Below are 25,689 nucleotides of genomic sequence, written 5' to 3' on the forward strand. Positions count from 1 at the left end.
CGCTCAGCGCTTGCGGTCGCCCGGACCGTCGTCGCGGCGGCGCAGGTAGCGCTCGAATGCCTGGGCGATCGCATCGCCCGACGCCTCGGGGGAGTCCCACGTGTCACGGGTGCGCTCGAGCTGGCGGATGTACTCCGCCATGTCCTCGTCCTCCGATGCGGCGGCATCGATCGACGCCTCCCAGGCGGCGGCCTCCGTGCGCAACGCCGTGCGATCCACATCCACTCCGGTGAGCTCCTCGAGACGGTCGAGGAGGGCGAGCGTGACCTTCGGCGAGGGTGTCGCCGAAGCGACGTAGTGTGGCACGCTCGCCCAGAGGCTCGCGGTGGGGATGCCGGCGTTCTCCGCGAAGTGCTCGAAGACGGTGAGGATGCCCACGGGGCCCTCGTACAGCGAGCGTTCCAGACCATGTGCCTCGCGCACCTGCTCGTTCTGGCTGGAGGCGAAGATCGAGATCGGCCGTGTGTGCGGAACGTCGGACAGCATGGCGCCGAGGGTGACGAGACCGGTGATGTCGTCGCGCAGAGCGATGTCGATGAACTCGGAGGCGAACGCCTGCCAGGTGCGCGCCGGCTCGGCTCCGGTGAGAAGCCAGAACTCCGGGCCCGGGCCGGGGTTCCGAGGACGCCACAGACCTGCTTCCGGCCAGGTGAGCTGACGACGGCCTTCCGCATCCATCCGCGTCGACGGACGCGTGTACTGGTAGTCGAAGTACAGCTCGGGGTCGACGGAATGCACGAGATCGTATTCCGACGAGGAGCGCAGCGCATCGATGGCACTGCTCGCCGCTTCACCCGCGTCATTCCAGCCGTCGAAGGCGGCGATGACGATGCGCGGACCGAGAACATCCATCGAGGGCTCCCTTCGAGATCGCGGTCGTGACCCTTCCAGGCTAGTCCGCGAAGGCGGGGAGCGGGCGGCACCACGGCTAGCATGGGTTCAGTGAGCAGAAAGCCCAGCGCGGTCCTATGGGACATGGACGGAACACTCGTCGACACCGAACCGTATTGGATGGCGGCCGAGACAGCACTGGTCGAGTCCTTCGGCGGATCCTGGACCCACGAAGACGCTCTGCAGCTCGTCGGCAGCGGATTGATCGACAGCGCGGTGATCCTTCAGAATGCCGGAGTCGCCATGGAAGCCGAGGCGATCGTCTCCCACCTGACCGACGTCGTGCAGGAATCGCTCCGCACGCAGGGCGTCCCGTTCCGTCCCGGTGCGCGCGAACTGCTCCGGGATCTCCGGGCGGCGGGCATCCCGACCGGGCTCGTGACGATGTCGCTGCGTCGGATGGCTCTGAACGTCGTGGATCTGATCGATTTCGAGGCCTTCGACATCGTCGTCGCGGGGGATGACGTCGACAACCCCAAGCCGCACCCCGAGCCGTATCTACAGGCCGCAGCCCTCCTCGATGTCGACATCGCCGAGGTGATCGTCATCGAGGACTCGCCCACCGGTGTCCGTGCCGGCCTCGCCTCCGGAGCGCTGACGCTCGCCGTTCCGCACATCGTCCCGCTGGATCACCTCGGGGCGCACGAACTGTGGCCGACGCTCGCCGGCCGGGGAGCCGCCGACCTCACCGATCTCTATGACAGCAGCACCGCCTCGACAGGAGCGACCCGATGACCGACTCCCGAGCTCCGCGGCCCAGCGGGCCGTTCCGCGCCGGCGATCGCGTGCAGCTGACCGGTCCGAAAGGCCGTCTGCACACCGTGACGCTCCGCGAGGACGGCGAGCTCCACACGCACCAGGGCGTGCTCCGTCATCGCGACCTGATCGGGCTGCCCGACGGCTCCGTCGTCGCCAACAGCTCGGGACACGACTACCTGGCGTTGCGTCCGCTGCTGCGCGACTTCGCGATGTCGATGCCCCGCGGCGCCGCGATCGTATACCCCAAGGACGCGGCGCAGATCGTGATGCAGGCAGACATCTTCCCTGGGTCGGTGGTCGTAGAGGCCGGGGTCGGTTCCGGCGCGCTCTCGCTCTCGCTCCTGCGTGCGGTGGGTCCGGCGGGAAGGCTCATCTCGTTCGAGCGCCGTGAAGATTTCGCCGATGTGGCGCGCGGCAACGTCGAGACGTTCTTCGGCGAGCACCCGGACACCTGGCGGGTCGTCGTCGGCGATCTCGTCAAGGCGTTGCCGACGGAGACCGCTCCGGCCTCCGTCGACCGCGTCGTGCTCGACATGCTGGCGCCGTGGGAGTGCATGGATGCCGTCGCTGAGGCCCTCACCCCTGGCGGGGTCGTGCTCTGCTACGTGGCGACCGCGACGCAGCTCTCCCGGGTGGCCGAGTACATCCGTGGCACGGGGCTCTTCACCGATCCCGATGCCTCCGAAACGATGGTCCGCGGCTGGCACGTCGAGGGTCTCGCCGTGCGGCCAGATCACCGGATGGTCGCGCACACGGGATTCCTCCTCACCGCACGTCGACTCGCACCGGGCGCCATCGCGCCCTCGGTGAAGCGGCGGGCGTCCAAGAGCAGCTACGGCGACGAAGACGTGGAGGCGTGGACCCCCGGCGCCGTCGGCGACCGCGAGATCAGCGACAAGAACCTGCGCAAGCGCGCGCGGGAGGCGGAGAAGGCCGCCGAGGGGGCGCGCCTGGCCGCCGCATCGCGCGATTCCGGGCACGCGACGGAATAGACTGGAGCGCGTGCGTAAAACGTCCGCCGTTCTGGCCTCTCTCAGCCTTGCCGTCCTCGCCCTCACAGGGTGCACCGCGACCGCATCCGACGGTGTCGCCGCTTGCGATCGCGGGGGCAACGACAAGATCCTGAACGTCGCCGACGTGAGTGGTGACCTCGGCTCTGTCCCAGACGTCACCGTCTTCGGGCCGGTGAAGAGCGACAAGACCTCGTTCGCCGACGTCACGGTCGGCGACGGGCTCGCGCTGGGCTCGGACTTCCAGCCGGTGGTGCTGGACATCGCCTTCTACGGCGGCGACAGCGGCAAGAAGCTCTATCAGTCCGAGTTCAACGGCGACCAGAGCCGCGTCCACAGCATCGACTACTGGGCGCAGCGTTCCGCGGGGCTCTCGGACGTGCTCGAATGCGCGACCGAGGGCAGCCGCGTCCTCGCCGTCCTGACCCCCGAGGACTTCGGCGAGCAGAACGTCCAGGCGTTCGGCCTCGACAAGGGCGAGAACATCGTGGCCGTGATCGATGTGCTCGACGTCATGCCGTCGAAGGCCACGGGAGCGCTCCAGTTCAACGACGCACGCGGCATGCCGACGGTGGTGCGCGCTCCTGACGGAACTCCCGGCATCATCATCCCCGACGTTCCGGCGCCCACCGAGATCACCACCCAGACGCTCATCAAGGGGGACGGCCCGAAGGTGAAGAAGGGCGACATCGTCGTCTCGAACGTCATGGGCGTCGGCTGGGACGACAAGAAGGTCACGACGAGTTCCTGGGGCAAGGATGCCAGCGTCAGCGTTGCTGCAGAGCAACTCGTCGGCGCCACTGTCGGCTCTCAGCTCCTCGTCGTGTTCCCCGCGGCCGAAAACACTCCCGCGACCGCGATCGTCGTCGACATCCTGGGCGCAGTGACGGCGCCTGCGCCGTGATGGCCGCCCGGATCCCCGCGGAGGAGCGCCTGACGAATCTCGTCGTGGCGTTGATGGCCACGGAGATCGGGTTGACCAAGCAGCAGATCCTCGACAACGTCTCCGGCTATCGGCAACGCGCCGAAGCGGGCACCCGCTCGGACGCCCTGGAGAAGATGTTCGAGCGCGATAAGGACGAGCTGCGCTCGCTCGGCGTGCCCATCGAGACCATCGGGGACGCCGCGGACCCGAACGATCTCCGCGAAGCGCGGTACCGCATTCCGCAGGCGGAATACGATCTCCCCAGCGACATCGAGTTCTCGCCCGCCGAGCTGGCGGTGCTGCAACTCGCCGGCAGCGTGTGGAGCGCGGAGTCGGTCTCGGGCGACGCGCAGTCCGGCGTCCGCAAGATCCGAGCCCTCGGCATCGACGGCGACGAACCGATCATCGGGTTCGCGCCGCGCATCACGGCACGAGACGCCGCCTTCTCGCCGCTGCAGGATGCGATCGAGCGGTGCAAGGTGGTGACGTTCGAGTATCTGAAGCCCGGCGAGGACACGCCTCGTCGTCGGCGTATCCGCCCCTTGGCGCTGGTCGACTACGAGGCACGCTGGCATGTCTTCGGCATCGACGTCGACGTCGAAGAAGATCGCACGTTCCTCCTCAGCCGGGTCGTCGGCGACGTGCGCGTGAGCACGCAGAGCTTCGACCCCGCGCTGCGTGACGGGGCGGGGGATCGCGCCCTCGCCGGGTTGGAACGCGTCGCATCCGAGAACTCCGCGCTCCTGGAGGTCACGCCAGGGACGGAGGCCGCACTGCGCCTGGGACGACGGGCCACATCCGCCGCACAGGGGATCAACGTCCCCTTCGTCGACCTGCACATCCTCGCGGATGAACTCGCCTCGTACGGTCCGGAAGTCAGAGTGGTCGAACCCGCCCTGCTCCGGGAAGCGGTGATCTCGCGCCTTCGTGCCGTCGTGCGAGCCCACACCGACGTCGAGGAGGCGAAATGAGCGCGAAGGCGAAGCCCCTGCTCGCGGCTGATCGCGTGCGGGTCTATCTGACCCTCGTCCCCTACCTCCTCGAGCACGGGCAGGTCTCTCTCCAGGAGGCGGCGTCAGAGTTCGGCGTGACTCCGCAGGAGATGCGGAGCATGGTCGAGAAGCTCACCGTCATCGGTCTGCCCGGGGAATCGGGCTACTGGCAGCAACCTCAGGAGATGTTCGACATCAACTGGGACCTGCTTGATCTGGACGACGTCATCGAGATCACCAACGACGTCGCTCTGCGTCGCGTCCCACGGTTCACCGCGCGTGAGGCTGCCGCGCTCCTGGCGGGTCTGCAGATGGTGGCTGCGGTGCCCGCCGTCTCCGATTCGGGCCTCGTCGCCGGCCTGATCTCCAAACTCTCTCGAGGCGCCGCGGATGCGCCCGCCGATGTAGTCGTCGCTCCGAGCGCCGTCGACGAGGTTCGCGAGGCGGTCGCCCGCGGGCTTCATGAGGGGGTCGCGATCTCCTTCACCTATCAGGCTCCCGACGCAGCCCCGACGACGCGCACGGTCGACCCGATGCAGATCCTCATCACCAACGGACAGTGGTACCTGCAGGGGTGGTGTCACCTCCGACAGGCGATGCGCACCTTCCATCTCGATCGGGTGAGCGCCCCGACGCTGACCGACATCCCGATCACCCATGCGGGCGATCAGGTTCCCGAGGCATTCGCAGGACTCGACGATGAGCGCGAGGTCACGGTTCGTGTCGCCGAGCGGTTGGCTCCGCTCCTGAACGGATTCCTTCCCCCCGGTGAGACCGAGGTGATCGGCGGGGCCGTGACAGCGCGCCTCCATCTCGCCGACCCACGGGGCATCAAGCGGCTGGCTGCGCGCTTCGGCGGAGCGATGGAAGTCCTGGAACCCGGTGTCGCCCGCGCAGCGGCGAGGGACTGGGCTGCCTCGGGACTCGCCCTGTATCGCCAACCCGAAGCAAAGGTTTGATCTGTAGACTGGAGCGAACGCTCACCGACGACGGGAATCCTGACATGTTCGCTGGAATGCAAGGCTGGCACCTGCTTATCGTGCTCGCCGTGATCCTCCTCCTGTTCGGTGCTGCCAAGTTGCCGGCTCTCGCGAAGAGCATGGGACAGTCCGCGCGCGTGTTCAAGGGCGAGATGAAGGCGATGAAGGACGACGACGCCGCTCGCACCGATTCCGCAGCCGCCGAGCCGACCACGGTGAAGGACTCGGGCATCGACCCTGAGACCCCGCCCCGCGCCTGACCGGCCGTGGCAGCCATCGAACCGACCGTGATGCCGAAGGCGGATCGGGATCGACGGATGTCGCTGGGCGCGCATCTCGTCGAACTGCGCAAGCGCCTGATGTTCGCTGCGCTTGCGCTGCTCGTCGGCATGGTCGTCGCGTTCCTCATCGCCGACCCGATCATCAACTTCATCACCGAGCCGGTACGGATCATCGCCGAGAAGCGCGGAGACGACTTCAGCGCACTCAATTTCGGCACGGTCACGGCCGCGTTCGACATGCGCATGCGCATCGCCTTCTCCATCGGCATCTTCCTGTCGGCTCCGGTATGGCTGTGGCAGATCTGGGCGTTCATCATGCCCGGTCTCACCCGCAAGGAGGTCAGGTACACGATCGGTTTCGTCGTGGCCGCCGTTCCGCTGTTCTTCGCCGGCTGCTACCTCGGCGTCATGATCATGCCCCACATCATCGAACTGATGTGGAGCTTCACGCCCGCCGGGGCGACGAACCTCTACTCCGCCCAGGAGTACTACGACTTCATCTTCAAACTGATGATCGTGATCGGCATCTCGTTCGTATTGCCCGTGTTCCTGGTGGCACTCAACCTCGCAGGCGTCATGTCCGGACGGGCGATCCTCAAGGGATGGCGTGTCGCGATCATCATCGCCACGGTGTTCGCCGCGCTCGCGACGCCGGCGGCTGACGTCGTCAGCATGCTGATGCTCGCGGGCATCCTGATCGTCCTCTTCTTCGCCGCCGCAGGTCTCTCACTGATCTTCGACCGACGAAAGCGCAAACGCGACGAGGCATCAGGGCTTCTGCCGGATCCGGCATGAGTTCGCCTTCCGAGAGGTACGCCCGCGCGCAGGAAGCAGTGGAGCACCCGCAGTCGACGGCGTTCGCCGCACTGCAGAAGTTCCAGCTCGATCCCTTCCAGGTCGCCGGCTGTCACGCGCTCGAGAGCGGCCGGAGCGTGTTGGTCGCGGCGCCGACGGGCGCCGGGAAGACGATCGTCGGCGAATTCGCTATCCACCTCGCGATGCAGACCCCGAGTGACAAGGCGTTCTACACGACGCCGATGAAGGCCCTCTCGAACCAGAAGTTCCGAGAACTGGTCGACGTCTATGGTGCCGACGACGTGGGACTCCTTACGGGCGACACGAACATCAACGGCAACGCACGGATCGTCGTGATGACGACCGAGGTCCTTCGCAACATGATCTACGCCGATTCCTCGGCCCTCCGCGACCTCCGCTACGTCATCATGGACGAAGTCCACTACCTCGCCGATCGGTTCCGGGGCGCGGTGTGGGAGGAGGTCATCATCCACCTCCCCGCCCGTGTCCGCCTCGTGTCGTTGAGTGCCACGGTGTCGAACGCGGAGGAGTTCGGCGACTGGCTCGACACCGTGCGCGGCGACACCGAGGTGATCGTCTCCGAGATCCGTCCCGTGCCGCTCGAGCAGCACGTGCTCGTCCGCGACGACCTCCTGCCGCTGTTCGACGACCGTGCTGGTCTCGCCACGGCGCAGGTGAACCAGGAGTTGATGCGGATCCGCTCGTCGACGGGCACGACCTACGAGAACAACCGCCAGGCGCAGTCCTATCGCAGCGACCGTCATGCCGGCCGTCAGGCGAAGCGGCCTCCGCGGGGAGGGCGTCGTCCGGTGCGTGCCGCCAATGCCCGCCGGATCGAGCGGATGGACCGCCCCGACGTCGTGCGGCTTCTGGAGCGGGCGAATCTGCTGCCGGCGATCTTCTTCATCTTCAGCCGCGTGGGGTGTGATGCCGCGGTGCAACAGGTGCGCCGCTCGGGGATCCGGCTCACCTCGAATGAGGAACGTGCCGAGATCCGGGCCATCGTCGAAGAGCGCACGCGCACGCTCCAGGAGGAGGACCTCGGCGTCCTCGGCTACTGGGAATGGCTCGACAATCTGGAGCGCGGAGTGGCGTCGCATCACGCGGGGCTGCTGCCCGCCTTCAAAGAGGTCGTCGAAGAGCTCTATCAGCGCAAGCTGGTCAAGGTCGTCTTCGCCACCGAGACGCTCGCGCTCGGGATCAACATGCCGGCACGCACCGTTGTGCTCGAGAAGATGGAGAAGTTCAACGGCGAGGCCCGGGTGGCCATCACCTCGGGGGAGTACACCCAGCTCACCGGGCGCGCAGGACGCAGAGGGATCGATGTCGAGGGTCACGCCGTCGTGCAGTGGACCGAGGGCATGGATCCACAGGCGGTCGCTGCACTCGCCTCCCGCCGCACCTACCCGTTGAACTCCAGCTTCCGCCCGACGTACAACATGGCCGTCAACCTGATAGACCTGTTCGGCAAGCCCAGGGCCCGTGAGATCCTGGAATCGTCGTTCGCCCAGTTCCAGGCCGACCGTGCCGTCGTCGGGCTGGCGCGGCAGGTGCGTGAGGCCGAGGAATCGCTGGCCGGCTATCAGAGCGCAATGGCGTGCGAACACGGCGACTTCCCCGAGTACGCGGCGATCCGACGCGAGCTGAGCGACCTCGAGAAGAAGAACCGTCAGGACTCGAACGCCCCGCGCGCGTCGCGCGACAAGCGCATGAAGCGCATCCAGACCCTGCGGACGCAGATGCAGCGTCACCCGTGCCATCGCTGTCCCGACCGCGAAGCGCACGCACGCTGGGCGGAGCGCTACTGGAAGTTGAAGCGTCAGACGGATCGCATCCGTCGCCAGATCGAGACACGCACCGGGACCGTCGCGCGGGTCTTCGACCGCGTCGTCGAGGTCCTGGAGACGCTCGACTATCTACGTGATGAGGACGGGGAGACCACGCTGACCGAGGCCGGACGGACCATGCGTCGCATCTACGGCGAACGTGACCTGCTCGTCGCGGAGTCCTTGCGTCAAGGCCTCTGGGCCGGCCTCGATGCTCCGTCCCTTGCAGCCATGGCGTGCTGTCTGGTGTACGAACCCCGCCGCGACGAGGCGAACACGGGGGAGAGGGGTCTACCGCGAGGGCCCTTCCGCGCGGCGTATGAGAAGACGACCACGCTCTGGGCCGAGCTCGACGACCTCGAGCAGGACCATCACCTCCCCGGAAGCGAGCCCCTGGCCGCAGGCCTGGCCGGCGCGATGCACTCCTGGGCGCGGGGCGGGATGCTCGACCGAGTGCTGGTCGATGCGGATATGGCGGCCGGGGACTTCGTGCGCTGGGCCAAGCAGACGATCGACCTGCTCGACCAGCTGTCGATCGTGGCCGAGGATGCGGCTCTCGCGCGTACGGCTCGTGCCGCGCTCGACGGGGTGCGTCGCGGCATCGTCGCCTACTCGTCGATGTGAGATGGACGGAATGACCGAGAAACCAGCGCCGCAGCGCGCCCTCCTGCCACTTTGGGCCGCTGTGCTCGCTGCCGCACTCGCCGCCCTGGTGATGGACCTGGCCTATCCTGAGGCCGCGATCTGGATTCTCGCCTTCCCCGCGACCGCGCTTCTGCTCGTCGCGCTGATCGGGCGCCGGTTCGGTGGGGCTCTGCTCGTCGGTCTCGTCTACGGCATCCTGTTCTTCGCGCTTCTCGTCTCCTGGACGTCGCGATACCTGGGACCTGTTCCCTGGGCCGCCCTCAGCGTGGTGGAAGGCGTACTGACCGCCGTCGCCCTGGTTCCGATCGCCCTCGCCTACCGTTGGATGCCGAAGGCCTTCCCCGGGACCGCAGGACGTCTCCTGGGGCTTCCCACTGTCATCGCCGCCCTTTGGGTCGCTCGGGAGCTGTTCATCGGCTCCTGGCCCTACGGGGGCTTCCCCTGGGCACGGATCGGCATGAGTCAGGCGGAGAGCCCTCTGGCATCCGTCACGTCCTGGGTCGGCGTCAGCGGTCTCAGTTTCCTGATGGTGCTCGTCGTCGCGATGCTGATCGAAGTCCTCCGACTGCGTGCATGGCGTGGTCCGCTCCTTCTGATCGCGCCCGCCGCCGTCCTCGCGGTACTGCTGTTCACCCCGCTCTTCCCGACGTCCCCGAGCGGTTCCCTGCGCATCGCGGCGGTGCAGGGGAACGGTCCCACCGGCTACTTCGATGACCGCGAAGCGTTCGCCGTCATCCAGGCGCAGACCGAAGCCACAGCGCCTCTTTACGGCGAGGATGTCGATCTCCTCGTCTGGCCCGAAGGCTCACTGGACGGCGACCCCTTCCAGATTGACGCCCTCGCTCGACGGATGACGCTCGTCGCCAATCGGATCGATGCCCCGTTGCTGGCGAATGCGGCCACCGGGCGCGACGACCGCTTCTTCAACACCTCCATGCTCTGGAACGCCGATGGCACCGCGACGCAGCTGCACGACAAGCGTCACCCTGTCCCGTTCGGGGAGTATGTACCCGACCGCGCCTTCTTCAACGCGCTCGCGCCCGACCTGATCGGGCTCATCCAGAGGGAGTACACGCCGGGGTCGAACCCCCCGATCATGGATGTGGGCGACGTGCGCGTCGGTCTCGCCATCTGTTTCGACGTGATCTACGACGACGTGATCTGGCAGGGACTGAACTCCGGTGCCGAGGTGCTGGTGTTCCAGACCAACAACGCCGACTTCCGCGGTACGGACGAGAACCTCCAGCAGCTCGCCTTCGCGCGGATGCGGGCGATCGAGACGGGCCGCAGCGTGGTGAACGTCTCCACGGTCGGCACCAGCCAGGTCATCCGCGCGGACGGCTCGACGGTCACCAGCCTGGACGCAGATGAGGCCGGAGCGATGCTCGAAGATGTCGAGCTCCGGTCCGGCCTCACGGCGGGTGTCGTACTGGGCCCCTGGGTGCAGGCGATTCTGCTGTGGGGCGGTCTCGGCGCGCTCCTCGTCGGGTGGTGGCGCGCCAGGAGGCGCTAGGCGCCGATCTTCTCGCGGGTCGGGTCTTCGCCGGCACCGCGCCGGGCGCGGATGAAGGCGAGGCGCTCTTCGAGGAGCTCTTCGAGCTCGGCGCGGGTACGGCGCTCCAGGAGCATGTCCCAATGGGTGCGGGCGGCCTTCTCATCGCTGGCCTCGAGCGTGACGGCCTGACCGTCGACGTTCAAGCGCGCCTCGGCGCCGCACGCGCGGCACTCCCAGGTCTGGGGCGGCTCTGCATCCGCCGCGAACATCAGGTTCGTGACGTGGCCGCAAGTGTCACAGGTGTAGGTGGTCTCACGGCGCTCCATGAAAACGACGCCCTCTTCGCTCTGTAGGCTCTGGGCGCCGAGTCGGATGCCGCGCAGGCTGCGATCTGCCATTGTGTGGTCCTCTCGTCGCTGTCAGGTATAACGCTCCAGCCTGTGCGCTTCATCCACGTGCCCGCCTTCTCGGCGGAACTCACAGGTTAATCCCAGCGCCGGAGGTTATGGGGCGAGTCGTGAGTCAGCGGGGAGAGAGCGTCTTGAGAGCGAGATCCGCGCGATCGGAGACGATCCCGTCTGCCCCGAGGCCGACGAGTCGCCGCATGTCCTCGGGGTCGTTGACGGTCCACACATGGACCTCGACGCCATGCCGGTGCGCCGCACGCAGGAGCGCGGGGGTCAGGACCTTCAGCGCGCCGTAGCGCTCGGGAACCTGCAACGCGTCGATCTCGCGGAGCAGGCGGGCGGGGGAGAGGTGGAGTGCCGAGGCCCCCCGCAGGGAGGCGATCGTCCGGCTCCCTCCCGACGTCGCGGGACGGAGAGCGGCGCCGGCTCGCAGGACCGAGGCGAGGGCGGCACGGCGGTTCGCGTCGGAGAAGCTGGTCAGGAGGACGCGGTGGGTGTGATCGACCAGGATCGGGCCGAGAGGCTCGACGGCTGCGGCCGTCTTCACATCGATGTTGAAACGCACGTCCGGGAACGAAGCCAGCGCCTCCGACACCGTCAGGAGTCCACCGTGGTCGGCGAACAGTGTCCGCAGTTCGCGTGTGCGCACATCGTGGACCCTTCGGCTGTCGCCGATCAGACGGGTCAGGGTCGTGTCGTGGAACAGCACCACATCGCCGTCCGCGGTGACCTGGCAGTCGGTCTCGACATAGTCGACGCCCGCCGCGTGCGCGGCGGCGAAAGCCGCGGCAGAGTTCTCCCAGACGCCGGAGTCCTCGCCTGCCGCGGTGATCAGACCGCGGTGGGCGAGGACTCGGGGATGCCGCGTCTTCGAGAAGTACGGGTGCGTCACGCGCCCGGAAGCGTGTTCGTCGGGCCCTGGCCCGCCTTCGGAGTGAACGCACTGCCGATGCCCTTGAGCGCCTCGGTGAGTTCGCTCGGGATGATCCACAGCTTGTTGGACTGCCCCTCGCTGATCTTGGGCAGCATCTGCAGGTACTGGTAGGCGAGCAGCTTGTCATCCGGCTCGCCCTGGTGGATGGCGCTGAAGACGTTCTGAATCGCCTCGGCCTCACCCTGTGCGCGGAGCACAGCAGCCTGCTTGTCACCCTCTGCCCGGAGGATCTCGGCCTGACGGGCACCCTCGGCCTCGAGGATCGCCGACTGCTTGGTTCCCTCGGCCGTGAGGATCGCGGCGCGTCGGTCACGCTCGGCGCGCATCTGCTTCTCCATGGAGTCCTGGATCGAGATGGGCGGGTCGATCGCCTTCAGCTCGACGCGGCCGACGCGGATTCCCCATTTGCCGGTGGCCTCGTCGAGCACGACGCGCAGCTGCCCGTTGATGTTGTCGCGGCTTGTGAGTGCCTCTTCGAGGTTGAGGCCACCGACGACGTTGCGAAGAGTGGTGGTGGTCAGCTGTTCGACCGCACCGAGGTAGTTCGCGATCTCGTAGGTGGCTGCGCGCGCGTCGGTGACCTGGAAGTAGACGACCGTGTCGATCGACACGACCAGGTTGTCCTCGGTGATGACCGGCTGCGGCGGGAAGGACACGACCTGCTCGCGCATGTCGATCAGGGGGCGCAGGCGATCGATGAACGGGACGAGGACGTTCAGACCGGGGGTCAACGTCTTGTGATAGCGCCCGAGGCGCTCGACGACCCCTGCCGTCGCCTGGGGGATGATGCGGATCGCACGGGCGACGGTGACCACCACGAAGATGATCACCGCGATCACGAGGATCCACAGGATCGCTGTGGGGATGAACGATGCGTCGTTCACGGGTTCTCCTAGTCGTTGACGGGACGGACGATGGCGGTCGCACCGTTGATCGCGGTCACGGCGATCGGAGCGCCCTGCGGGATCGGCACGGGCGTGGCGGTGCGAGCGGTCCAGGTGTCGCCGTTGGCGAGCTTGACCTGGCCGGAGATCTGAGTGATGTCGTGCAGCGCGATACCGCGCAGGTCGACGAGGGCGTCGACATTCGACTTGGTCGGATCTTCTCCGCGGCGCAGTCGCTTGAGGAGCGGGGGGCGCAGGAAGAGGATGAACAGCGCGGCGGCGGCCGCGGCGATGATGACCTGCAGCCAGACCGGAACACCGATCAGGTCCGTGACCAGCCCCACGACGCTGCCGAAGCTCAGCATCAGGAAGGTGAAGTCCAGCGACAGCATCTCGATGACGAGGAAGACGGCGATCAGGACCAGCCAGCCGATCCATGCCCATTGGTCGATGAACGTGACGAATGTCGTGAAGTTGTCCATGCGGCCTCCTTTGTGGTCAACGTATCACGCGGGCACCGACGGATCAGGGTGCCACAGCGCGCGCTTGATAGTGTGAGAGGGCCGTGCGATCACGGCTTTTTCACGCATCATGAGGAGTCACCGTGACCGACGTTCTTCCCGCAGGATCCCTTGACGGCAAGGTCGCTCTTGTCACCGGTTCATCGCGGGGCATCGGCGCCGACACCGTGCGCTACCTCGCCGAGGCAGGCGCCGACGTCGTCATCAACTTCCGCAACAAGGCACCGCGTGCAGAGAAGCTCGCCGCCCAGCTCCGCGAGCTCGGCCGTCGCGCTCTCGTCGTCGGCGCGGACCTGACCGACCAGGCATCCGTCGCCGAGATGTTCGAGGCGATCCGCGCCGAATACGGGCGGCTCGACGTCCTCGTACTCAACGCCTCCGGCGGCATGGAATCCGGCATGGCCGAAGACTACGCCCTCGCGCTGAACCGTGACGCCCAGCTCAACGTCCTGAACGCGGCGACGCCCCTGCTCGGAGACGGCGCGCGCGTCGTGTTCGTCACCAGCCACCAGGCGCACTTCATCCGGACCACGCCGACCATGCCGGAGTACGAACCGGTGGCACTCTCGAAGCGGGCGGGGGAAGACGCGCTCCGCGAGCTCATCCCCGGACTGACCGAGAAGGGGATCGGGTTCACCGTCGTCTCGGGCGACATGATCGAAGGAACGATCACGGCGACTCTGCTCGAGCGCGCGAACCCGGGCGCCATCGCCGAGCGCCGGGAATCGGCCGGCAAGCTCTACAACGTCTCGGAGTTCGCAGCCGAGGTCGCCAAGGCCGTCATCGACCCGGTACCGGCGGACAACACGCGCCTCGTCGGTGACGTGAGCGCCTTCGCCGCCGAGTAGCCAGGGCGCACAGATCGGCCCCGTCCTGCACGCTGCGGGACGGGGCCGTTCTGTTTTCAGACCGAGAGGATCAGCTCGTCGCTCCACCCTGCACGGCGGAGACGTATTCCTTCTCGTCTCGACCGAGCGTGATGGCGCGCACGATCTGGATGATTCCAAGCACGACCAGCGAGATGCCCAGCAGCAGCCAGAACGCGAAGCCGGCGATGAGCGGCGAGAACAACACGATGATTCCCGCGACGATGCTCAGGATCGCGTAGAGGACGGTCCAGACGCGCGAGCCGTCGCTGCCCAGCAGTGTGAGCGCGACGATCCCATCGACGATCCAGCTGACGCCGATGAAGATCACGACCACGAAGGCGAGCGTGGCGGCGGCGGCATTCAGGTTGAAGTACGCGATGACACCGGCAGCGATGTAGAGCAGGCCGAGGACGATGTGACCGACGCGCGCCCACCCGCCCTTCGCGCTCGAGAAGATGCCGAGTCCGACGTAGACGAGACCGGCGATGATGAGGTAGGTGGCGAAGATCGCCGTCACGATGACCGCGGACTTCACCGGCCAGACGAGGAGGACGATTCCGGCGAGCAGCGCCAGCACACCGGCGACGGCCAGCGTGACGCGGATCGACTTGAACAACGACTTGGCCTCCGTGAGTGGTTCAGACATGGTGGGGACCCCTTTCTGAGAAGATCCTGTGAGGATGCGCCCTCAGGATAGCGCTCCGCCGGGCCGGAGCGGGGGAGAAGCCGTCTTCCGCGTTTCGTTCCGTCATGCCGCGACTTCCGGGGACATGGCAAGATCAAGTCGTGACCGACGTCGACGAAGTTCGCCTCCGCGAACTCACCGTGATGAGGAGAGTCCGAGACCGCATCGACCGGGAGTACGCACGACCACTCGATGTCGAGGCGCTCGCCCGCGGTGTGCATATGTCGGCGGGGCACCTGAGCCGGCAGTTCAGAGAGGCCTACGGCGAGTCTCCCTACTCGTATCTGATGACCCGACGTATCGAGCGGGCGATGGCACTCCTGCGACGCGGAGACCTGACGGTGACGGAGGTGTGCTTCGAAGTGGGCTGCTCCTCGCTCGGCACATTCAGCACGAGATTCTCCGAGCTGGTCGGTGTCGCACCCAGCGTGTACCGTGAACGCGCTGCCAGTGTCGAGGGAATCCCCTCGTTCCAGGCCAAGCACGTGACCAGACCGATCAGGAATCGAGAAGCGCCGCGCACCGATGCGCACCTAACGTGAACACCATGAACATCAGCATCCACTACGCATTCCTCCCGCACACCGATGCCGAAGCGGCCCTCGCGTTCTATCGCGACGCCCTCGGCTTCGAGGTGCGCAACGATGTCGGGTACGACGGCCTGCGGTGGCTCACCGTCGGGCCCGAGGGTCAGCCGCAGACATCGATCGTGCTGCACCCGCCGGCAACCGATCCGGGCATCACGGACGCCGAGCGTCAGACGATCCTCGAGCTGATCGCCAAGGGCAGCTACGCGGCCCTCACGCTGGCCAGCGATGACGTCGACGCCCTCTTCGAGCGTCTCGTCGAACGTGGAGCCGATGTCGTGCAGGAGCCCATCGATCAGCCCTACGGTGTGCGCGACTGCGCGTTCCGCGATCCTGCAGGCAACCTGCTGCGTATCAACCAGGCCGCCTGACCTTCTCCACCGATCCCACGAAAGACGCCGATGACCACGGACGAGCACCCCGCAGACACCCACGACCTGATCCGCGTACAGGGTGCGCGCGAGAACAATCTCAAGGACGTCAGCGTCGATATCCCGAAGCGCCGTCTGACCGTGTTCACCGGCGTGTCTGGTTCGGGGAAGAGCTCGCTCGTCTTCGACACGATCGCGGCGGAGTCGCGGCGCATGATCGACGAGACCTACAGCGCCTTCGTCCAGGGGTTCATGCCGTCGGTGCCCCGTCCAGATGTCGACATCCTCGAGGGTCTGACCACGGCGATCATCGTCGACCAGGAGCGTCTGGGAGCGAACCCCCGATCGACCGTCGGCACCGTCACCGACGCCAACGCGATGCTCCGCATCCTGTTCAGCAAGCTGGGGCAGCCCTATATCGGCGGACCGACCGCCTTCTCGTTCAACATCCCGACGCAGAAGGCCAGCGGTGTCATGACAGGCCCGGGTGGAGAGAAGAAGATCGTGAAGGATGCGATCTACCTCGGCGGCATGTGTCCGCGATGCGAGGGCAGGGGAGCGGTGTCCGACCTCGATCTCGCCCAGATCGTCGACGAGTCGAAGTCTCTCGACGACGGTGCCATCATGGTGCCTGGCTACACGGCCGACGGATGGATGGTGAAGGGGTTCTCCCAGTCGGGCTTCTATCCCGCGGATAAGCCGATCTCCCAGTTCACCGACAAGCAGCGACACCTCTTCCTCTACGGCGAGGTCACGAAGGTGAAGATCTCCGGGATCAACATGACGTACGAGGGTCTCATCCCGAAGATCACGAAGTCGATGCTCTCGAAGGACCTCGACGCGCTGCAGCCGCACATCCGGGCCTTCGTGGAGCGCGTGGCCACGTTCGCCGTCTGCCCGGAGTGCGATGGGACGCGGCTCACCGAGGGGGCGCGGTCATCGAAGATCGAGGGTGTGAGCATCGCCGATGCGTGCCGCATGCAGGTGACAGACCTGGCCGATTGGGTCCGGGGACTCGATCTCCCCGGAGCCGGCCCGCTGCTGCAGGCGCTCAGCGCCAATCTCGACGCCTTCGTGACGCTCGGCCTCGGATACCTCAGTCTGGAGCGTCCGTCGGGCACGTTGTCCGGGGGAGAGGCGCAGCGCATCAAGATGCTGCGGCACCTCGGCTCATCCCTCACCGACATCACCTACGTGTTCGACGAGCCGACGATCGGTCTGCACCCGCACGACATCCAGCGCATGAACGGCCTGCTGCTGAAGCTGCGAGACAAGGGCAACACCGTGCTGGTCGTCGAGCACAAACCCGAGACCATCGCGATCGGCGACCACGTCGTCGACCTGGGGCCTGGTGCGGGCAGCGCCGGTGGTGAGATCTGCTTCGAGGGCACGGTCGAGGGGCTGAAGGCCAGTGGTACCGAGACCGGCGACCACCTCGAGGATCGGGCCCAGCTCAAGGAGGCGGTGCGCTCCGGAACCGGATCGATCGAGGTGCGCGGGGCCACGGCGAACAACCTCCAGGACGTCGATGTCGACATTCCGACGGGGGTCCTCACCGTCGTGACGGGCGTGGCGGGCTCGGGCAAGAGCTCGCTCATCCACGGGTCGGTGTCCAAGCGCGACGGAGTCGTGGCGATCGACCAGGCCGCGATCAAAGGCTCCCGGCGAAGCAACCCGGCGACGTACACGGGACTCCTCGAGCCGATCCGCAAGGCTTTCGCGAAGGCGAACGGCGTGAAGCCGGCTCTTTTCAGCGCGAACTCCGAAGGCGCCTGCCCCTCGTGCAAGGGCGCGGGTGTGATCATCACGGAGCTCGGCTTCATGGACACGATCGAGACTCCCTGTGAGGACTGCGGAGGCAAGCGCTTCCAGGCCGGGGTGCTGGAGTACAAGCTCGCGGGCAAGGACATCACCGAGGTGCTCGATCTGCCGGTCTCCGAGGCACGGGTGTTCTTCAGCGACGGGGAGGCCAAGCTGCCCGCCGCCACGGCGATCCTCGGGCGGATGGAAGACGTGGGACTCGGCTACCTGTCACTCGGGCAGCCGCTGTCGACGCTGTCCGGTGGCGAACGCCAACGCATCAAGCTCGCGATCCAGATGGGGGAGAAAGGCGACGTCTACGTGCTCGACGAGCCCACGACCGGCCTTCACCTCGCCGATGTGGACAAGATCCTGGGACTGCTGGATCGACTCGTGGATGCCGGCAAGACCGTGATCGTGATCGAGCACCATCAGGCAGTCATGGCGCACGCGGACTGGATCATCGACATCGGTCCGGGAGCCGGACACGACGGCGGCAAGATCGTCTTCGAGGGGACGCCGAGGGATTTGGTATCCCAAAAATCGACACTCACGGGGGAGCACCTCGCGCAGTACGTCGGAGCGTGAGAATGGTCGGAGCGCGTGCCCGCGCCCGCACTCCGACCATCACGCGTCTCCGGTGGCTCCGCCTTCGTCGACGCGCGCGATGATCGTGTACGTGCAGGGGATCAGGTCCCGCTCGGCTTCGGGCCAGGCGTAGCCGCCGGACACCTCGACCATGCGATCGCTGAATCGCCACGGCAGCGTACGACCTTCATCGAAGTGGACGAGCCTGAGCCCTGCACGCAGCAGCGCACCGAGGATCTCGGACAACGGGTGCGGCCACTCGTAAGTGCGGGCGTGGTCGATACGACCGTCGCCGGCATATGTGCTGTCGTCGTCCCATTGCTGCGCGCGACCGGTCGCGAAGTAGGAATAGCGCGTGGTCAAGGTGTCCGCGTCCTCATCCAGCGCGTACAGGGCGGGATGACCGTCGCGGATGAAGAACATCCCGCTCGGACGCAGCAGCTGCACGATCTGCGCCGCCCACCGATCCAGGTCGTCGAGCCAGCTGATCGTCCCGATACTCGTGTACACGACATCGAAGTCACCGGTGACTGCAGCCCGTGCATCGAGCACATCGGTCTGCACCCACGTCGCATCGATACCCAGACGCGCGGCGAGGTCGGTCGCCGCACGGAGCGCAGACGGCGAGAAATCGACGCCGGTCACCGTCGCACCGGCGCGAGCCAGGGAGACCGTGTCGGTGCCGATGTGGCATTGCAGGTGACAGAGATCGAGGCCGGACAGACCGTCCGCAGGAAGGAACGAGGTCATCGTCGCGAGGTCGTCGCGAACGACGTCGCTGAGATGCGCGGGATCGTCGAACGCAGCGAGCCCATAGGCTTCCGTGTGCACCGGGACGCGATCCTCCCAGTTCTCCTGATTCGCGCGTCGCGCAGATTCCCAGTCGATGTCGACGTTGCTTCCGTTCACGAGGCGAGCCTATCGATCACCGCTCTCGGATCGTGAAAGATAGCCGATAATGCACATTATGTCAGCTAAGAAGATCGTCAGCGCCACCGGTGACAGATGCAGCTCCCGGTACCAGCACTCCCCCGTGCGATGATCGGTGCGTGTATCCAGCCACCCACGAGCCGCCCGGATATGCGTGTCCGTTCTGCAAATTCCAACAGGGTCTGTACGACCAACTCAGCATGCCGTCCGACGTGGTCGCCGTCACCGACCGTGCATTCGCGCGGATCGCGCCGAAGTGGTGGCCGGGGAACCCCGGAGCGGTCCTCGTCATCCCGCGGACGCACGTGGAGAACATCTACGACCTGTCACCGGAGGACGGCTTCGCGGTGTGGGATCTGACGCAGAGGGTGGCGATCGGCATCCGGTCATCCTACGGATGCGAGGGGACCTCCATCCGGCAGCACAATGAGCCCGCAGGAGACCAGGACGTCTGGCACCTGCATGTGCATGTGTTCCCCCGCTTTCCGGACGATCGGCTGTACCAACGACACGGAGACGCGGAGTGGGTGGATCCCGGCCGTCGCGAGACATTCGCGTCGAGACTCAGGGCCGTGCTGGGAATGCCGTTCGCGCTCGATTGATCGCCGGACTCGACCCGCCTGGCGGGCGCTGCAAGGATGGTTCGATGACTCTCACGGGCAGTGGCTCCACGCGTCTCGTCATCCTGCGCGGCGACGCCGCATCGGGGAAGACGACGACTGCGAGGGCACTGCGACCGGCACTAGGTCAACGGGTCGCCATCATTTCTCAAGACCACTTCCGCCGTGAGCTGCTGCACGACCCCAACCGGTTGAGACGCTCTCGAGCGGCGAGCATCCTGATCGTCGGCGCCGCCCGGCAGGCGCTGGACCTCGGTTACGACGTCATCCTCGACGGGATCTTCAATCTGCGCGACTACGCCGAAGCCTTCGAGAGCTTGTACCTCGACCATCGCGGAACGACAGGAATCTATCAGTTCGACGTCGGCCTCGAAGAGACGATTCGGCGCCATGCCGGAAGGCCTCTCGCGAACGCTTTCGGGGAGGACGAGATCCGCCGATGGCACGACGGGTGGCAACCACTCCCCTGGTTCGATGAGCGACGGGTCGGCCCGGAGACGACCACCGATCAACTCGTGACGATGATCCTCGAAGATCTCGGCCACCGCATCGTCGACTAAGCCGGTTCCTCAGCCGCCGGATCAGCAATCGGCCACGGTGACCGGAGTCGGCTGTACACGAGCATGTCCCGGCGCTCATCGCCGATCTTCTGCCACGAATGAAGCAACCCTTCGCGCGCATAGCCCGCCTTCTCAGCAGTCCGGAGTGAGGGCCCGTTCGTCGGATCGATGTGCAGCTGCAGACGATGCAGATCGGCGAGGTGCCACGCCCATTCCGTGAGGGTTTGCAGCGCGCTGTAGGCGTATCCCTCGCCGCGTCGCGTGGGTCGGATCCAGTCGCCGACGGTCGCTCGACCCTGGTCCCGGTCACGAAGCCACAGCCCGATCTGCCCCACGCATTCTTCGTTCGCCTCGATCGCGAACGAGTAGCCGATACCCTTCGCTGCCCGCTCGTGCTGCCGGACCAGCCACGCGCCGGCGAGCCCGGGATCAGCGACGATGGGAACGGTGGTGACGTCGGTGATCGAACGATCGAAGGACGCCTCCAACACGGCATCGATGTCAGATTCCTCGAAAGGTCGGAGAACGATCTCGGGGCCCTGTACCCGCGGAACGCTGAGTCCTGAGGTACCCGCGATCGCTCCGCTGTGCCGATCGACGAGATCACGGCGGTAGGTGATCATGGGCTCGCCGCCGAGCGGGTGCGGGACAGGCTCCGAGACCGCCGCGAACCCCTCCGATTCGTAGAGCTGGATGGCGGCGTTCCCTCGCCGCACCGCGAGTTCGAGGCTGAAGAAGCCGGCACCCGTCGAATACTGAATCGCATCGCGCAGCAGGGCACGACCATGTCCCTGCCCGGCGGATGACGGCATCACGGCGATCCGCTCCAACACGGCCGTCGTCTCGTCGTGTGTCTTCGGCGTGGTGAGAGCGAAACCCGCCAGAGGCTCCCCCGTGAGCGCGAACCGGAGGACATGGCCATCGAACAGCTTTCGCATGCGATCGGCGATCGAGCGGGAGTCGACATCCCCGTCACGGTGCCGGAGTGCGTGAAACCAGACGTCCACGCATCTCTCGATGTCGTCGGGGATGTCGCCCGCCACGATGTCCGGCATACCGGCAATCGTCGCACGCGCGACACCGGCGAAGCCACGGCTGACTCCTACTGTGTCGACCAGACTCCGAGCTCCGTGCCCGTCGGGTCGGCGAAGTGCAGGCGTCGCCCGCCGGGGAACGCGTACGGCTCTTGGAGGATCGTTCCGCCGGCCTTCTCGATAGCCGCCTTCGTGGCGTCGAGGTCTTCCGAATAGAGCAGTACGAGCGGACCTCCGACAGGACGCGGCTCGTCGGCCAGCATCAGACCACCGGCTTCGTTGCCGTCGCCTCGTGGCGACACGATCCCGGCGTATCCGGGGCCGTAGTCGTTGAAGCTCCAGCCGAAGGCGTCACCGAAAAAGCTCTTCGACGCCTCCATATCGGTGACGACGAGCTCGACGTAGTCGAGAGAGTGGTGCAAAGGGGAACTGGTCATGGCGCCACCGTAGCGACCCCGACCGACATCGAGCGGAGGTCGCCGAATGCGCGTCCGCGGAGGAGTAGCGTTGAGGCGTGCCGCAGGTCTCCCCCTCCCCCGTATCGACACCGGGGTGGAGAGCCTGGGTGATCTGGTCGGTCGGAGTCGCCGCTTACGTGTTGGCCATCACGAACCGCACATCGCTCGGCGCTGTCGGCGTCGAAGCGGCCGACCGCTTCCAGGCGGATGCATCGACACTCGCTCTTTTCGCCGTGGTCCAACTCGCCGTGTACGGCGGAATGCAGATCCCGATCGGAGTGCTCCTCGATCGCTTCGGCTCGCGCCCGATCATGACTGTCGGCATGCTGCTGATGGCCGCGGGCCAGCTGACCATGGCCCTCTCCCCCAGCATCGGCATCGCGATCTTCGCGCGTGTCCTGCTCGGTGCCGGTGATGCCGCGATCTTCCCCGCGGTGCTACGACTCGTCGCGACCTGGTTTCCCGCCCAACGCGGGCCGCTCATGGTCCAGTTCACCGGCATCATCGGTCAAGCCGGCCAGCTGATCGCCCTGGTCCCACTGGCCGCACTCCTGCACGCCACCAACTGGACCATCACCTTCGGCAGCATCGCGGGCCTCGGTGTGCTGTTCACCATCCTCGTGGCGCTGGTGATTCGCAACCATCCCGCAGAGCGCGGCGCCGACGTCACGGTGAACACCGATACCGGTGTCGTCCGCGTCGTCACCTCCGCCATAGATACCGGTGTCGGCATACGTGCCGCCTGGGCACACCCGGGCACGCGGCTGGCCTTCTGGTCGCACTTCACGACCCCGTTCGCGGGTACCGCGTTCGTGCTGCTCTGGGGAATGCCCTTCCTCACCGCGGCGGAAGGGCTCGATACAGCCCACGCCGCGGGAATCATCTCCGTATATGTCGTGGCCGGCATGCTTCTGGGACCCCTCATCGGCGACCTCTCCCGGCGGCTTCCGAATCACCGGTCGCTCGCGCTGGTGCTCCCCGCCGTCGGGGTGCAGATGGCAGCGTGGGTCGCTGTCATCGCTGTGCCCGACACCGCGCCCATCTGGCTCCTCTATGTGCTGGCGATCGCCCTCGCGACCGGAGGGCCCGCCTCCATGATCGCGTTCGACCATGCGCGGACGCACAACCCCACCCACCGTCTGAGCACCGCCACCGGTGTGACGAACGCGGGAGGGTTCATCGCCGCGCTCATCGCCATCTTCCTCATCGGCCTCGCACTCGACCTGCAGGGCGCCGGCACTCCCGAGACATACTCGCTCGAGGCCTTCCGGATCGCGTTCCTGATGCCGATCCCCCTCTGGATCATCGGCACGGTGTTCATCCTCATCGAACGCAAGCGGACGCGCATCCGCATGGGCCTCGATCCGGAACGTCGGCGCTGAGCGCACCCTATCGGAGCAGGTGCTGCAGCGTCTCCACGATGAGCTCGACGCTGACGCGCTCCGGCACCTCCTCGTCGCCGGCTTCGAACTCCGCGAGTTCGATCCCCCGGACCGAATCGGACGGCAGCGCCGCGAAAATCGCCGCCACGTCGTGAGGCAGCAACCCGCCTCCGACCCGGTAGGCGGCGGGGATGTACCCGGGTTCGAGCACGTCCCAATCGACGTGGATCCACACGGGACGTCCGGCGACGAGTTCGAGGACGCGCTCCGGCGTGCTCTCGGAAGGAGCGAGAACGGTGACCCCCGCTTCGGCGAGCAACTCACCCTCAGCGACGTCGATGTCGCGACCGCCGACCACGATCACCTGCGTCGGATCGATGCCGTCGCCGTGCCCACTGTCCCAGAGTCCGCACGCCGCGGCCAGGACCATACCGCCGAGATAGCCCGAATCCGTCGTATCCGGAGTGTTGAAGTCGCCGTGTGCGTCGATCCAGAGCACGACGGCGTCGGGATGGTGCTCGGCAGCAGCGGGAAGAGTGCCGAGGCTCGCCGCGCAGGTGTTCGTGATCAGGAGGGGTGTCGCGCCCGTAGAGATGGCGTCGTGCACCGCTGCGCGCAATCCGCTCAGAGTCGCCTCCGCTTCGGGAAGCGCGACGGACCAGTCATCGACCAGGCCCGGTGTCGGGGTGCCGACGACGTGCGGTTCGATCTCCAGCAATGCCGAGACCGCGTCACCCACGCGTCGTGCCCCCACGAGCGCTCCGTCGGTGCGATCGGCCACTCGGCCTTGGGAGACGATGAGCGCGTAGGAAGGTGCCATGTCTCCAGCTTTCCATCCGCGGGATGACAGGACAAAACGTGGAGTGATGCGGACACGGCGGCCGCGCGGTACCGGCGTCTCAGCTCCGACGAGGCGTCCATCCGGAAGGCAACGGTCCATTCCGGACAGCACGTTCGCGGTCCGCGCGCGCGGACCAGCCCTGTGCACCGTCGACCGTGTCGAACGCACCCCGCGCCAGTCGGAACCCGACATCGTCATGGTGCATGCGAGGTGCTCCCCCGCGACGCACCGATGCGCGCACGCTCCACGCGTCGTCGGCGAACCCGCCGCCGCGGAAGACGCGGTAGTCGTCATAACGGGCGGGATCCAACAGGTCCCAGCACCACTCCCAGACGTTGCCGAGCGTGTCGAAGAGACCGTTGAGGTTCGGCAGCTTGCCGCCGATGTCCTGCGGAGAGGACACCCCGTCCGCACTCGTCCATGCCGCATCGGCAAGAGGCGCATAGTGCGGACCTGTCGACCCGGCGCGGCAGGCGAACTCCCACTCCGCTTCTGTGGGGAGCCGGTACCCGTCGGCGGTCGTGTCCCAGGTCACCTCCTCGCCATCGAACAGATAGACCCGATCCAGGCCCTCCCATTCGGATGCGGCGTTGCAGAAGTGGATCGCGCGCAACCAACTGAGGTCGGCGGCGGGGCGACGCGGATGGCGCACCGGGATGCCCAGCACCTCGGTGAGCTGCTCCTCCGTCACCGGATACACACCGATCCGGAACGGCTCGAGTGTCACATCACGCCGCTCGCCACGACGCGCATCGTGCAGCGTCAGGACACCGGCGGGTATACGCGCCAATTCGAAGTCGCTCACCGATCCCCCGCAACCGAGGAACCGCTTCGCATCACGAGGGCACTCGTTCGACCCAGGACGGGTACTTCGCCGTACGGCCATCGCCCGACGAGGTGCGCGTCACGCGTCGGCGGACCCAGGGACCGACGAACTCCCGGTAGTAGGCGAGCCCCGATGGCCCGGTACCCCGTCGATCATTCGGGGCCCACCATGTCGCCGGGGGCTCGAAGCCGAGCGCGTGCAGCACGCGGGCAGCGACACGGTGGTGACCCGCCGCGTTCATGTGCAGACGGTCATCCGCCCAGTACGCACCGCGGGAGAGCTCACGATCCGGCCAATTGAGTGCTCGGACCACGTCGGGGCGCTCCTCGATCCGCCGGAGCACCGCGTCGGAGAGCAGATCGCCGCGCCGCTGGACGAGGGAGCCCATCGGGAGCTGCCCGCTGGGATTGGCACCCGAGAGCAGGATCATGGTGACGCCCTCCTCATCGCACCGCCGCAGCACGCGACTGAAGGTATCGGCGATGTGCTCGACATCGGTGCGCGGGCGCAGCATATCGTTGCCACCGCCGTTGAAGGAGAGATGCGTCGGGCGCAGGGCGAGCGCGGGTTCGAGCTGCTGCTCGACGATCGGCCAGGCGAGCTTGCCCCTGATCGCGAGGTTCGCGTACTGGATGGAGTGGCCCGCCGCGTCCGCCCAGCCTTGGGCCGCGAGATCGGCCCAGCCGCGCTCCCGCCCATCCGGAAGAACGTCACCGACCCCCTCGGTGAACGAGTCGCCGATCGCCACGAACCGCACATCTGCCATCGTCCC

The 25,689-nt window shown here is 66.8% G+C and carries 28 protein-coding genes; 16 read left to right on the forward strand and 12 right to left on the reverse strand.

Annotated features, from left to right (window positions below; all coding sequences use genetic code 11):
• Window positions 1–3: 3 nt before the first annotated feature.
• Window positions 4–852 carry a PAC2 family protein gene (locus DW307_RS12470; RefSeq protein ID WP_021200555.1) on the reverse strand — a complete coding sequence of 283 codons (849 nt, stop codon included), beginning with the start codon at window positions 850–852 and terminating at the stop codon, window positions 4–6.
• A gap of 81 nt (window positions 853–933) precedes the next feature.
• On the opposite strand from DW307_RS12470, the gene DW307_RS12475 reads away from it, so the two are divergent.
• From DW307_RS12475 to lnt, 9 genes are read left to right on the forward strand one after another with little or no spacing between them, the layout of a single operon-like run.
• On the forward strand, window positions 934–1,626 hold the full coding sequence (locus tag DW307_RS12475) for an HAD family hydrolase (protein ID WP_029259217.1): 693 nt from the start codon (window positions 934–936) through the stop codon (window positions 1,624–1,626).
• On the forward strand, window positions 1,623–2,642 hold the full coding sequence (locus DW307_RS12480; RefSeq protein ID WP_136024884.1) for a tRNA (adenine-N1)-methyltransferase: 1,020 nt from the start codon (window positions 1,623–1,625) through the stop codon (window positions 2,640–2,642). The genes DW307_RS12475 and DW307_RS12480 overlap by 4 nt, the downstream gene beginning before the upstream one ends.
• A gap of 10 nt (window positions 2,643–2,652) precedes the next feature.
• Entirely contained in the window at window positions 2,653–3,564 is a 912-nt protein-coding gene (locus DW307_RS12485) for a hypothetical protein (RefSeq protein ID WP_136024885.1), read from the forward strand.
• The gene (locus DW307_RS12490; RefSeq protein ID WP_136024886.1) at window positions 3,564–4,556 is read left to right on the forward strand and encodes a helix-turn-helix transcriptional regulator; all 993 of its coding nucleotides are present in this window, start codon (window positions 3,564–3,566) and stop codon (window positions 4,554–4,556) included. Before DW307_RS12485 ends, DW307_RS12490 begins: the two co-directional genes overlap by 1 nt.
• Window positions 4,553–5,536: a helix-turn-helix transcriptional regulator gene (locus DW307_RS12495; protein ID WP_029259221.1), complete on the forward strand. Its 984-nt coding sequence runs from the start codon at window positions 4,553–4,555 to the stop codon at window positions 5,534–5,536. The genes DW307_RS12490 and DW307_RS12495 overlap by 4 nt, the downstream gene beginning before the upstream one ends.
• A gap of 44 nt (window positions 5,537–5,580) precedes the next feature.
• On the forward strand, window positions 5,581–5,817 hold the full coding sequence (gene tatA, locus DW307_RS12500) for a Sec-independent protein translocase subunit TatA (protein WP_021200561.1): 237 nt from the start codon (window positions 5,581–5,583) through the stop codon (window positions 5,815–5,817).
• 57 nt (window positions 5,818–5,874) lie between these two features.
• Window positions 5,875–6,633, forward strand: a complete 759-nt coding sequence (gene tatC, locus DW307_RS12505) for a twin-arginine translocase subunit TatC (protein ID WP_029259222.1) — start codon at window positions 5,875–5,877, stop codon at window positions 6,631–6,633.
• Complete coding sequence (locus tag DW307_RS12510; RefSeq protein ID WP_029265387.1) at window positions 6,630–9,104, forward strand: DEAD/DEAH box helicase; 2,475 nt, start codon at window positions 6,630–6,632, stop codon at window positions 9,102–9,104. Before tatC ends, DW307_RS12510 begins: the two co-directional genes overlap by 4 nt.
• 1 nt (window position 9,105) lies before the next feature.
• Window positions 9,106–10,638: an apolipoprotein N-acyltransferase gene (gene lnt, locus DW307_RS12515; RefSeq protein WP_029259224.1), complete on the forward strand. Its 1,533-nt coding sequence runs from the start codon at window positions 9,106–9,108 to the stop codon at window positions 10,636–10,638.
• Here lnt and DW307_RS12520 read toward each other — a convergent pair.
• The 4 genes from DW307_RS12520 to DW307_RS12535 form a co-directional block, all read right to left on the reverse strand.
• The gene (locus DW307_RS12520; RefSeq protein ID WP_021200565.1) at window positions 10,635–11,018 is read right to left on the reverse strand and encodes an RNA polymerase-binding protein RbpA; all 384 of its coding nucleotides are present in this window, start codon (window positions 11,016–11,018) and stop codon (window positions 10,635–10,637) included. The genes lnt and DW307_RS12520 overlap by 4 nt on opposite strands.
• 124 nt (window positions 11,019–11,142) lie before the next feature.
• Window positions 11,143–11,919 carry a glycerophosphodiester phosphodiesterase family protein gene (locus DW307_RS12525; RefSeq protein ID WP_136024887.1) on the reverse strand — a complete coding sequence of 259 codons (777 nt, stop codon included), beginning with the start codon at window positions 11,917–11,919 and terminating at the stop codon, window positions 11,143–11,145.
• Entirely contained in the window at window positions 11,916–12,845 is a 930-nt protein-coding gene (locus DW307_RS12530; RefSeq protein WP_029265385.1) for an SPFH domain-containing protein, read from the reverse strand. Before DW307_RS12530 ends, DW307_RS12525 begins: the two co-directional genes overlap by 4 nt.
• An 8-nt stretch (window positions 12,846–12,853) precedes the next feature.
• On the reverse strand, window positions 12,854–13,327 hold the full coding sequence (locus DW307_RS12535; protein ID WP_021200568.1) for an NfeD family protein: 474 nt from the start codon (window positions 13,325–13,327) through the stop codon (window positions 12,854–12,856).
• Window positions 13,328–13,449: 122 nt separating this feature from the next.
• Here DW307_RS12535 and DW307_RS12540 point away from each other — a divergent pair, with 122 nt between their 5' ends.
• Window positions 13,450–14,214 (forward strand): SDR family oxidoreductase, encoded by a 765-nt coding sequence (locus DW307_RS12540; protein WP_021200569.1) that lies wholly within the window; start codon window positions 13,450–13,452, stop codon window positions 14,212–14,214.
• Window positions 14,215–14,284: 70 nt separating this feature from the next.
• On the opposite strand, the gene DW307_RS12545 is transcribed toward DW307_RS12540, so the two are convergent.
• Window positions 14,285–14,881 (reverse strand): HdeD family acid-resistance protein, encoded by a 597-nt coding sequence (locus DW307_RS12545; protein ID WP_021200570.1) that lies wholly within the window; start codon window positions 14,879–14,881, stop codon window positions 14,285–14,287.
• 104 nt (window positions 14,882–14,985) lie between these two features.
• Here DW307_RS12545 and DW307_RS12550 point away from each other — a divergent pair, with 104 nt between their 5' ends.
• From DW307_RS12550 to DW307_RS12560, 3 genes are read left to right on the forward strand one after another with little or no spacing between them, the layout of a single operon-like run.
• The gene (locus DW307_RS12550) at window positions 14,986–15,462 is read left to right on the forward strand and encodes a helix-turn-helix transcriptional regulator (protein ID WP_046398982.1); all 477 of its coding nucleotides are present in this window, start codon (window positions 14,986–14,988) and stop codon (window positions 15,460–15,462) included.
• A gap of 5 nt (window positions 15,463–15,467) precedes the next feature.
• Window positions 15,468–15,878 (forward strand): VOC family protein, encoded by a 411-nt coding sequence (locus DW307_RS12555; RefSeq protein WP_029259226.1) that lies wholly within the window; start codon window positions 15,468–15,470, stop codon window positions 15,876–15,878.
• A 30-nt stretch (window positions 15,879–15,908) separates the two neighbouring features.
• Window positions 15,909–18,266 carry an ATP-binding cassette domain-containing protein gene (locus tag DW307_RS12560; RefSeq protein ID WP_136024888.1) on the forward strand — a complete coding sequence of 786 codons (2,358 nt, stop codon included), beginning with the start codon at window positions 15,909–15,911 and terminating at the stop codon, window positions 18,264–18,266.
• Window positions 18,267–18,305: 39 nt separating this feature from the next.
• On the opposite strand, the gene DW307_RS12565 is transcribed toward DW307_RS12560, so the two are convergent.
• Window positions 18,306–19,175, reverse strand: a complete 870-nt coding sequence (locus DW307_RS12565; RefSeq protein WP_136024889.1) for a class I SAM-dependent methyltransferase — start codon at window positions 19,173–19,175, stop codon at window positions 18,306–18,308.
• Between the two features lie 221 nt (window positions 19,176–19,396).
• Between DW307_RS12565 and DW307_RS12570 the strand changes: the two genes are divergently transcribed.
• Together DW307_RS12570 and DW307_RS12575 are read left to right on the forward strand one after the other, a co-directional pair.
• A complete protein-coding gene (locus DW307_RS12570) occupies window positions 19,397–19,798 on the forward strand; it encodes an HIT family protein (protein ID WP_136024890.1) in 402 nt (133 codons plus the stop codon).
• A gap of 44 nt (window positions 19,799–19,842) precedes the next feature.
• A complete protein-coding gene (locus DW307_RS12575; RefSeq protein ID WP_136024891.1) occupies window positions 19,843–20,376 on the forward strand; it encodes an AAA family ATPase in 534 nt (177 codons plus the stop codon).
• Here the strand turns inward: DW307_RS12575 and DW307_RS12580 are convergent.
• Together DW307_RS12580 and DW307_RS12585 are read right to left on the reverse strand one after the other, a co-directional pair.
• The gene (locus DW307_RS12580; protein WP_136024892.1) at window positions 20,373–21,431 is read right to left on the reverse strand and encodes a GNAT family N-acetyltransferase; all 1,059 of its coding nucleotides are present in this window, start codon (window positions 21,429–21,431) and stop codon (window positions 20,373–20,375) included. The two genes, DW307_RS12575 and DW307_RS12580, sit on opposite strands and share 4 nt — an antisense overlap.
• A 47-nt stretch (window positions 21,432–21,478) precedes the next feature.
• Window positions 21,479–21,847 (reverse strand): VOC family protein, encoded by a 369-nt coding sequence (locus tag DW307_RS12585; RefSeq protein WP_029259230.1) that lies wholly within the window; start codon window positions 21,845–21,847, stop codon window positions 21,479–21,481.
• A gap of 77 nt (window positions 21,848–21,924) precedes the next feature.
• Here DW307_RS12585 and DW307_RS12590 point away from each other — a divergent pair, with 77 nt between their 5' ends.
• Window positions 21,925–23,250 (forward strand): MFS transporter, encoded by a 1,326-nt coding sequence (locus DW307_RS12590; RefSeq protein WP_136024893.1) that lies wholly within the window; start codon window positions 21,925–21,927, stop codon window positions 23,248–23,250.
• Window positions 23,251–23,257: 7 nt separating this feature from the next.
• Here the strand turns inward: DW307_RS12590 and DW307_RS12595 are convergent, their stop codons facing one another.
• From DW307_RS12595 to DW307_RS12605, 3 genes are all read right to left on the reverse strand, one after another.
• On the reverse strand, window positions 23,258–24,070 hold the full coding sequence (locus tag DW307_RS12595) for an arginase family protein (protein ID WP_136024894.1): 813 nt from the start codon (window positions 24,068–24,070) through the stop codon (window positions 23,258–23,260).
• 79 nt (window positions 24,071–24,149) lie between these two features.
• Window positions 24,150–24,896 carry a formylglycine-generating enzyme family protein gene (locus DW307_RS12600; protein ID WP_136024895.1) on the reverse strand — a complete coding sequence of 249 codons (747 nt, stop codon included), beginning with the start codon at window positions 24,894–24,896 and terminating at the stop codon, window positions 24,150–24,152.
• 31 nt (window positions 24,897–24,927) lie between these two features.
• A complete protein-coding gene (locus DW307_RS12605; RefSeq protein WP_205810488.1) occupies window positions 24,928–25,683 on the reverse strand; it encodes an SGNH/GDSL hydrolase family protein in 756 nt (251 codons plus the stop codon).
• Window positions 25,684–25,689: the final 6 nt, after the last annotated feature.

Origin of the sequence: Microbacterium sp. K27, assembly GCF_004794435.1 — a bacterium.
GTDB lineage: Bacteria > Actinomycetota > Actinomycetes > Actinomycetales > Microbacteriaceae > Microbacterium > Microbacterium maritypicum_A.

Bases quoted from the DNA above. Each gene is read 5' to 3' on its own strand.
- DW307_RS12605 (WP_205810488.1), bottom strand. From the start codon at position 25,683: ATGGCAGATGTGCGGTTCGTGGCGATCGGCGACTCGTTCACCGAGGGG.
- DW307_RS12480 (WP_136024884.1), top strand. From the start codon at position 1,623: ATGACCGACTCCCGAGCTCCGCGGCCCAGCGGGCCGTTCCGCGCCGGC.
- tatC (WP_029259222.1), top strand. From the start codon at position 5,875: ATGTCGCTGGGCGCGCATCTCGTCGAACTGCGCAAGCGCCTGATGTTC.
- DW307_RS12490 (WP_136024886.1), top strand. From the start codon at position 3,564: ATGGCCGCCCGGATCCCCGCGGAGGAGCGCCTGACGAATCTCGTCGTG.
- DW307_RS12545 (WP_021200570.1), bottom strand. From the start codon at position 14,881: ATGTCTGAACCACTCACGGAGGCCAAGTCGTTGTTCAAGTCGATCCGC.
- DW307_RS12475 (WP_029259217.1), top strand. From the start codon at position 934: ATGGGTTCAGTGAGCAGAAAGCCCAGCGCGGTCCTATGGGACATGGAC.
- DW307_RS12510 (WP_029265387.1), top strand. From the start codon at position 6,630: ATGAGTTCGCCTTCCGAGAGGTACGCCCGCGCGCAGGAAGCAGTGGAG.
- DW307_RS12535 (WP_021200568.1), bottom strand. From the start codon at position 13,327: ATGGACAACTTCACGACATTCGTCACGTTCATCGACCAATGGGCATGG.
- DW307_RS12495 (WP_029259221.1), top strand. From the start codon at position 4,553: ATGAGCGCGAAGGCGAAGCCCCTGCTCGCGGCTGATCGCGTGCGGGTC.
- DW307_RS12470 (WP_021200555.1), bottom strand. From the start codon at position 852: ATGGATGTTCTCGGTCCGCGCATCGTCATCGCCGCCTTCGACGGCTGG.
- DW307_RS12580 (WP_136024892.1), bottom strand. From the start codon at position 21,431: ATGCCGGACATCGTGGCGGGCGACATCCCCGACGACATCGAGAGATGC.
- DW307_RS12570 (WP_136024890.1), top strand. From the start codon at position 19,397: ATGCCGTCCGACGTGGTCGCCGTCACCGACCGTGCATTCGCGCGGATC.
- DW307_RS12560 (WP_136024888.1), top strand. From the start codon at position 15,909: ATGACCACGGACGAGCACCCCGCAGACACCCACGACCTGATCCGCGTA.
- DW307_RS12585 (WP_029259230.1), bottom strand. From the start codon at position 21,847: ATGACCAGTTCCCCTTTGCACCACTCTCTCGACTACGTCGAGCTCGTC.
- DW307_RS12520 (WP_021200565.1), bottom strand. From the start codon at position 11,018: ATGGCAGATCGCAGCCTGCGCGGCATCCGACTCGGCGCCCAGAGCCTA.
- DW307_RS12595 (WP_136024894.1), bottom strand. From the start codon at position 24,070: ATGGCACCTTCCTACGCGCTCATCGTCTCCCAAGGCCGAGTGGCCGAT.
- DW307_RS12555 (WP_029259226.1), top strand. From the start codon at position 15,468: ATGAACATCAGCATCCACTACGCATTCCTCCCGCACACCGATGCCGAA.
- DW307_RS12575 (WP_136024891.1), top strand. From the start codon at position 19,843: ATGACTCTCACGGGCAGTGGCTCCACGCGTCTCGTCATCCTGCGCGGC.
- DW307_RS12550 (WP_046398982.1), top strand. From the start codon at position 14,986: ATGCCGCGACTTCCGGGGACATGGCAAGATCAAGTCGTGACCGACGTC.
- tatA (WP_021200561.1), top strand. From the start codon at position 5,581: ATGTTCGCTGGAATGCAAGGCTGGCACCTGCTTATCGTGCTCGCCGTG.
- lnt (WP_029259224.1), top strand. From the start codon at position 9,106: ATGGACGGAATGACCGAGAAACCAGCGCCGCAGCGCGCCCTCCTGCCA.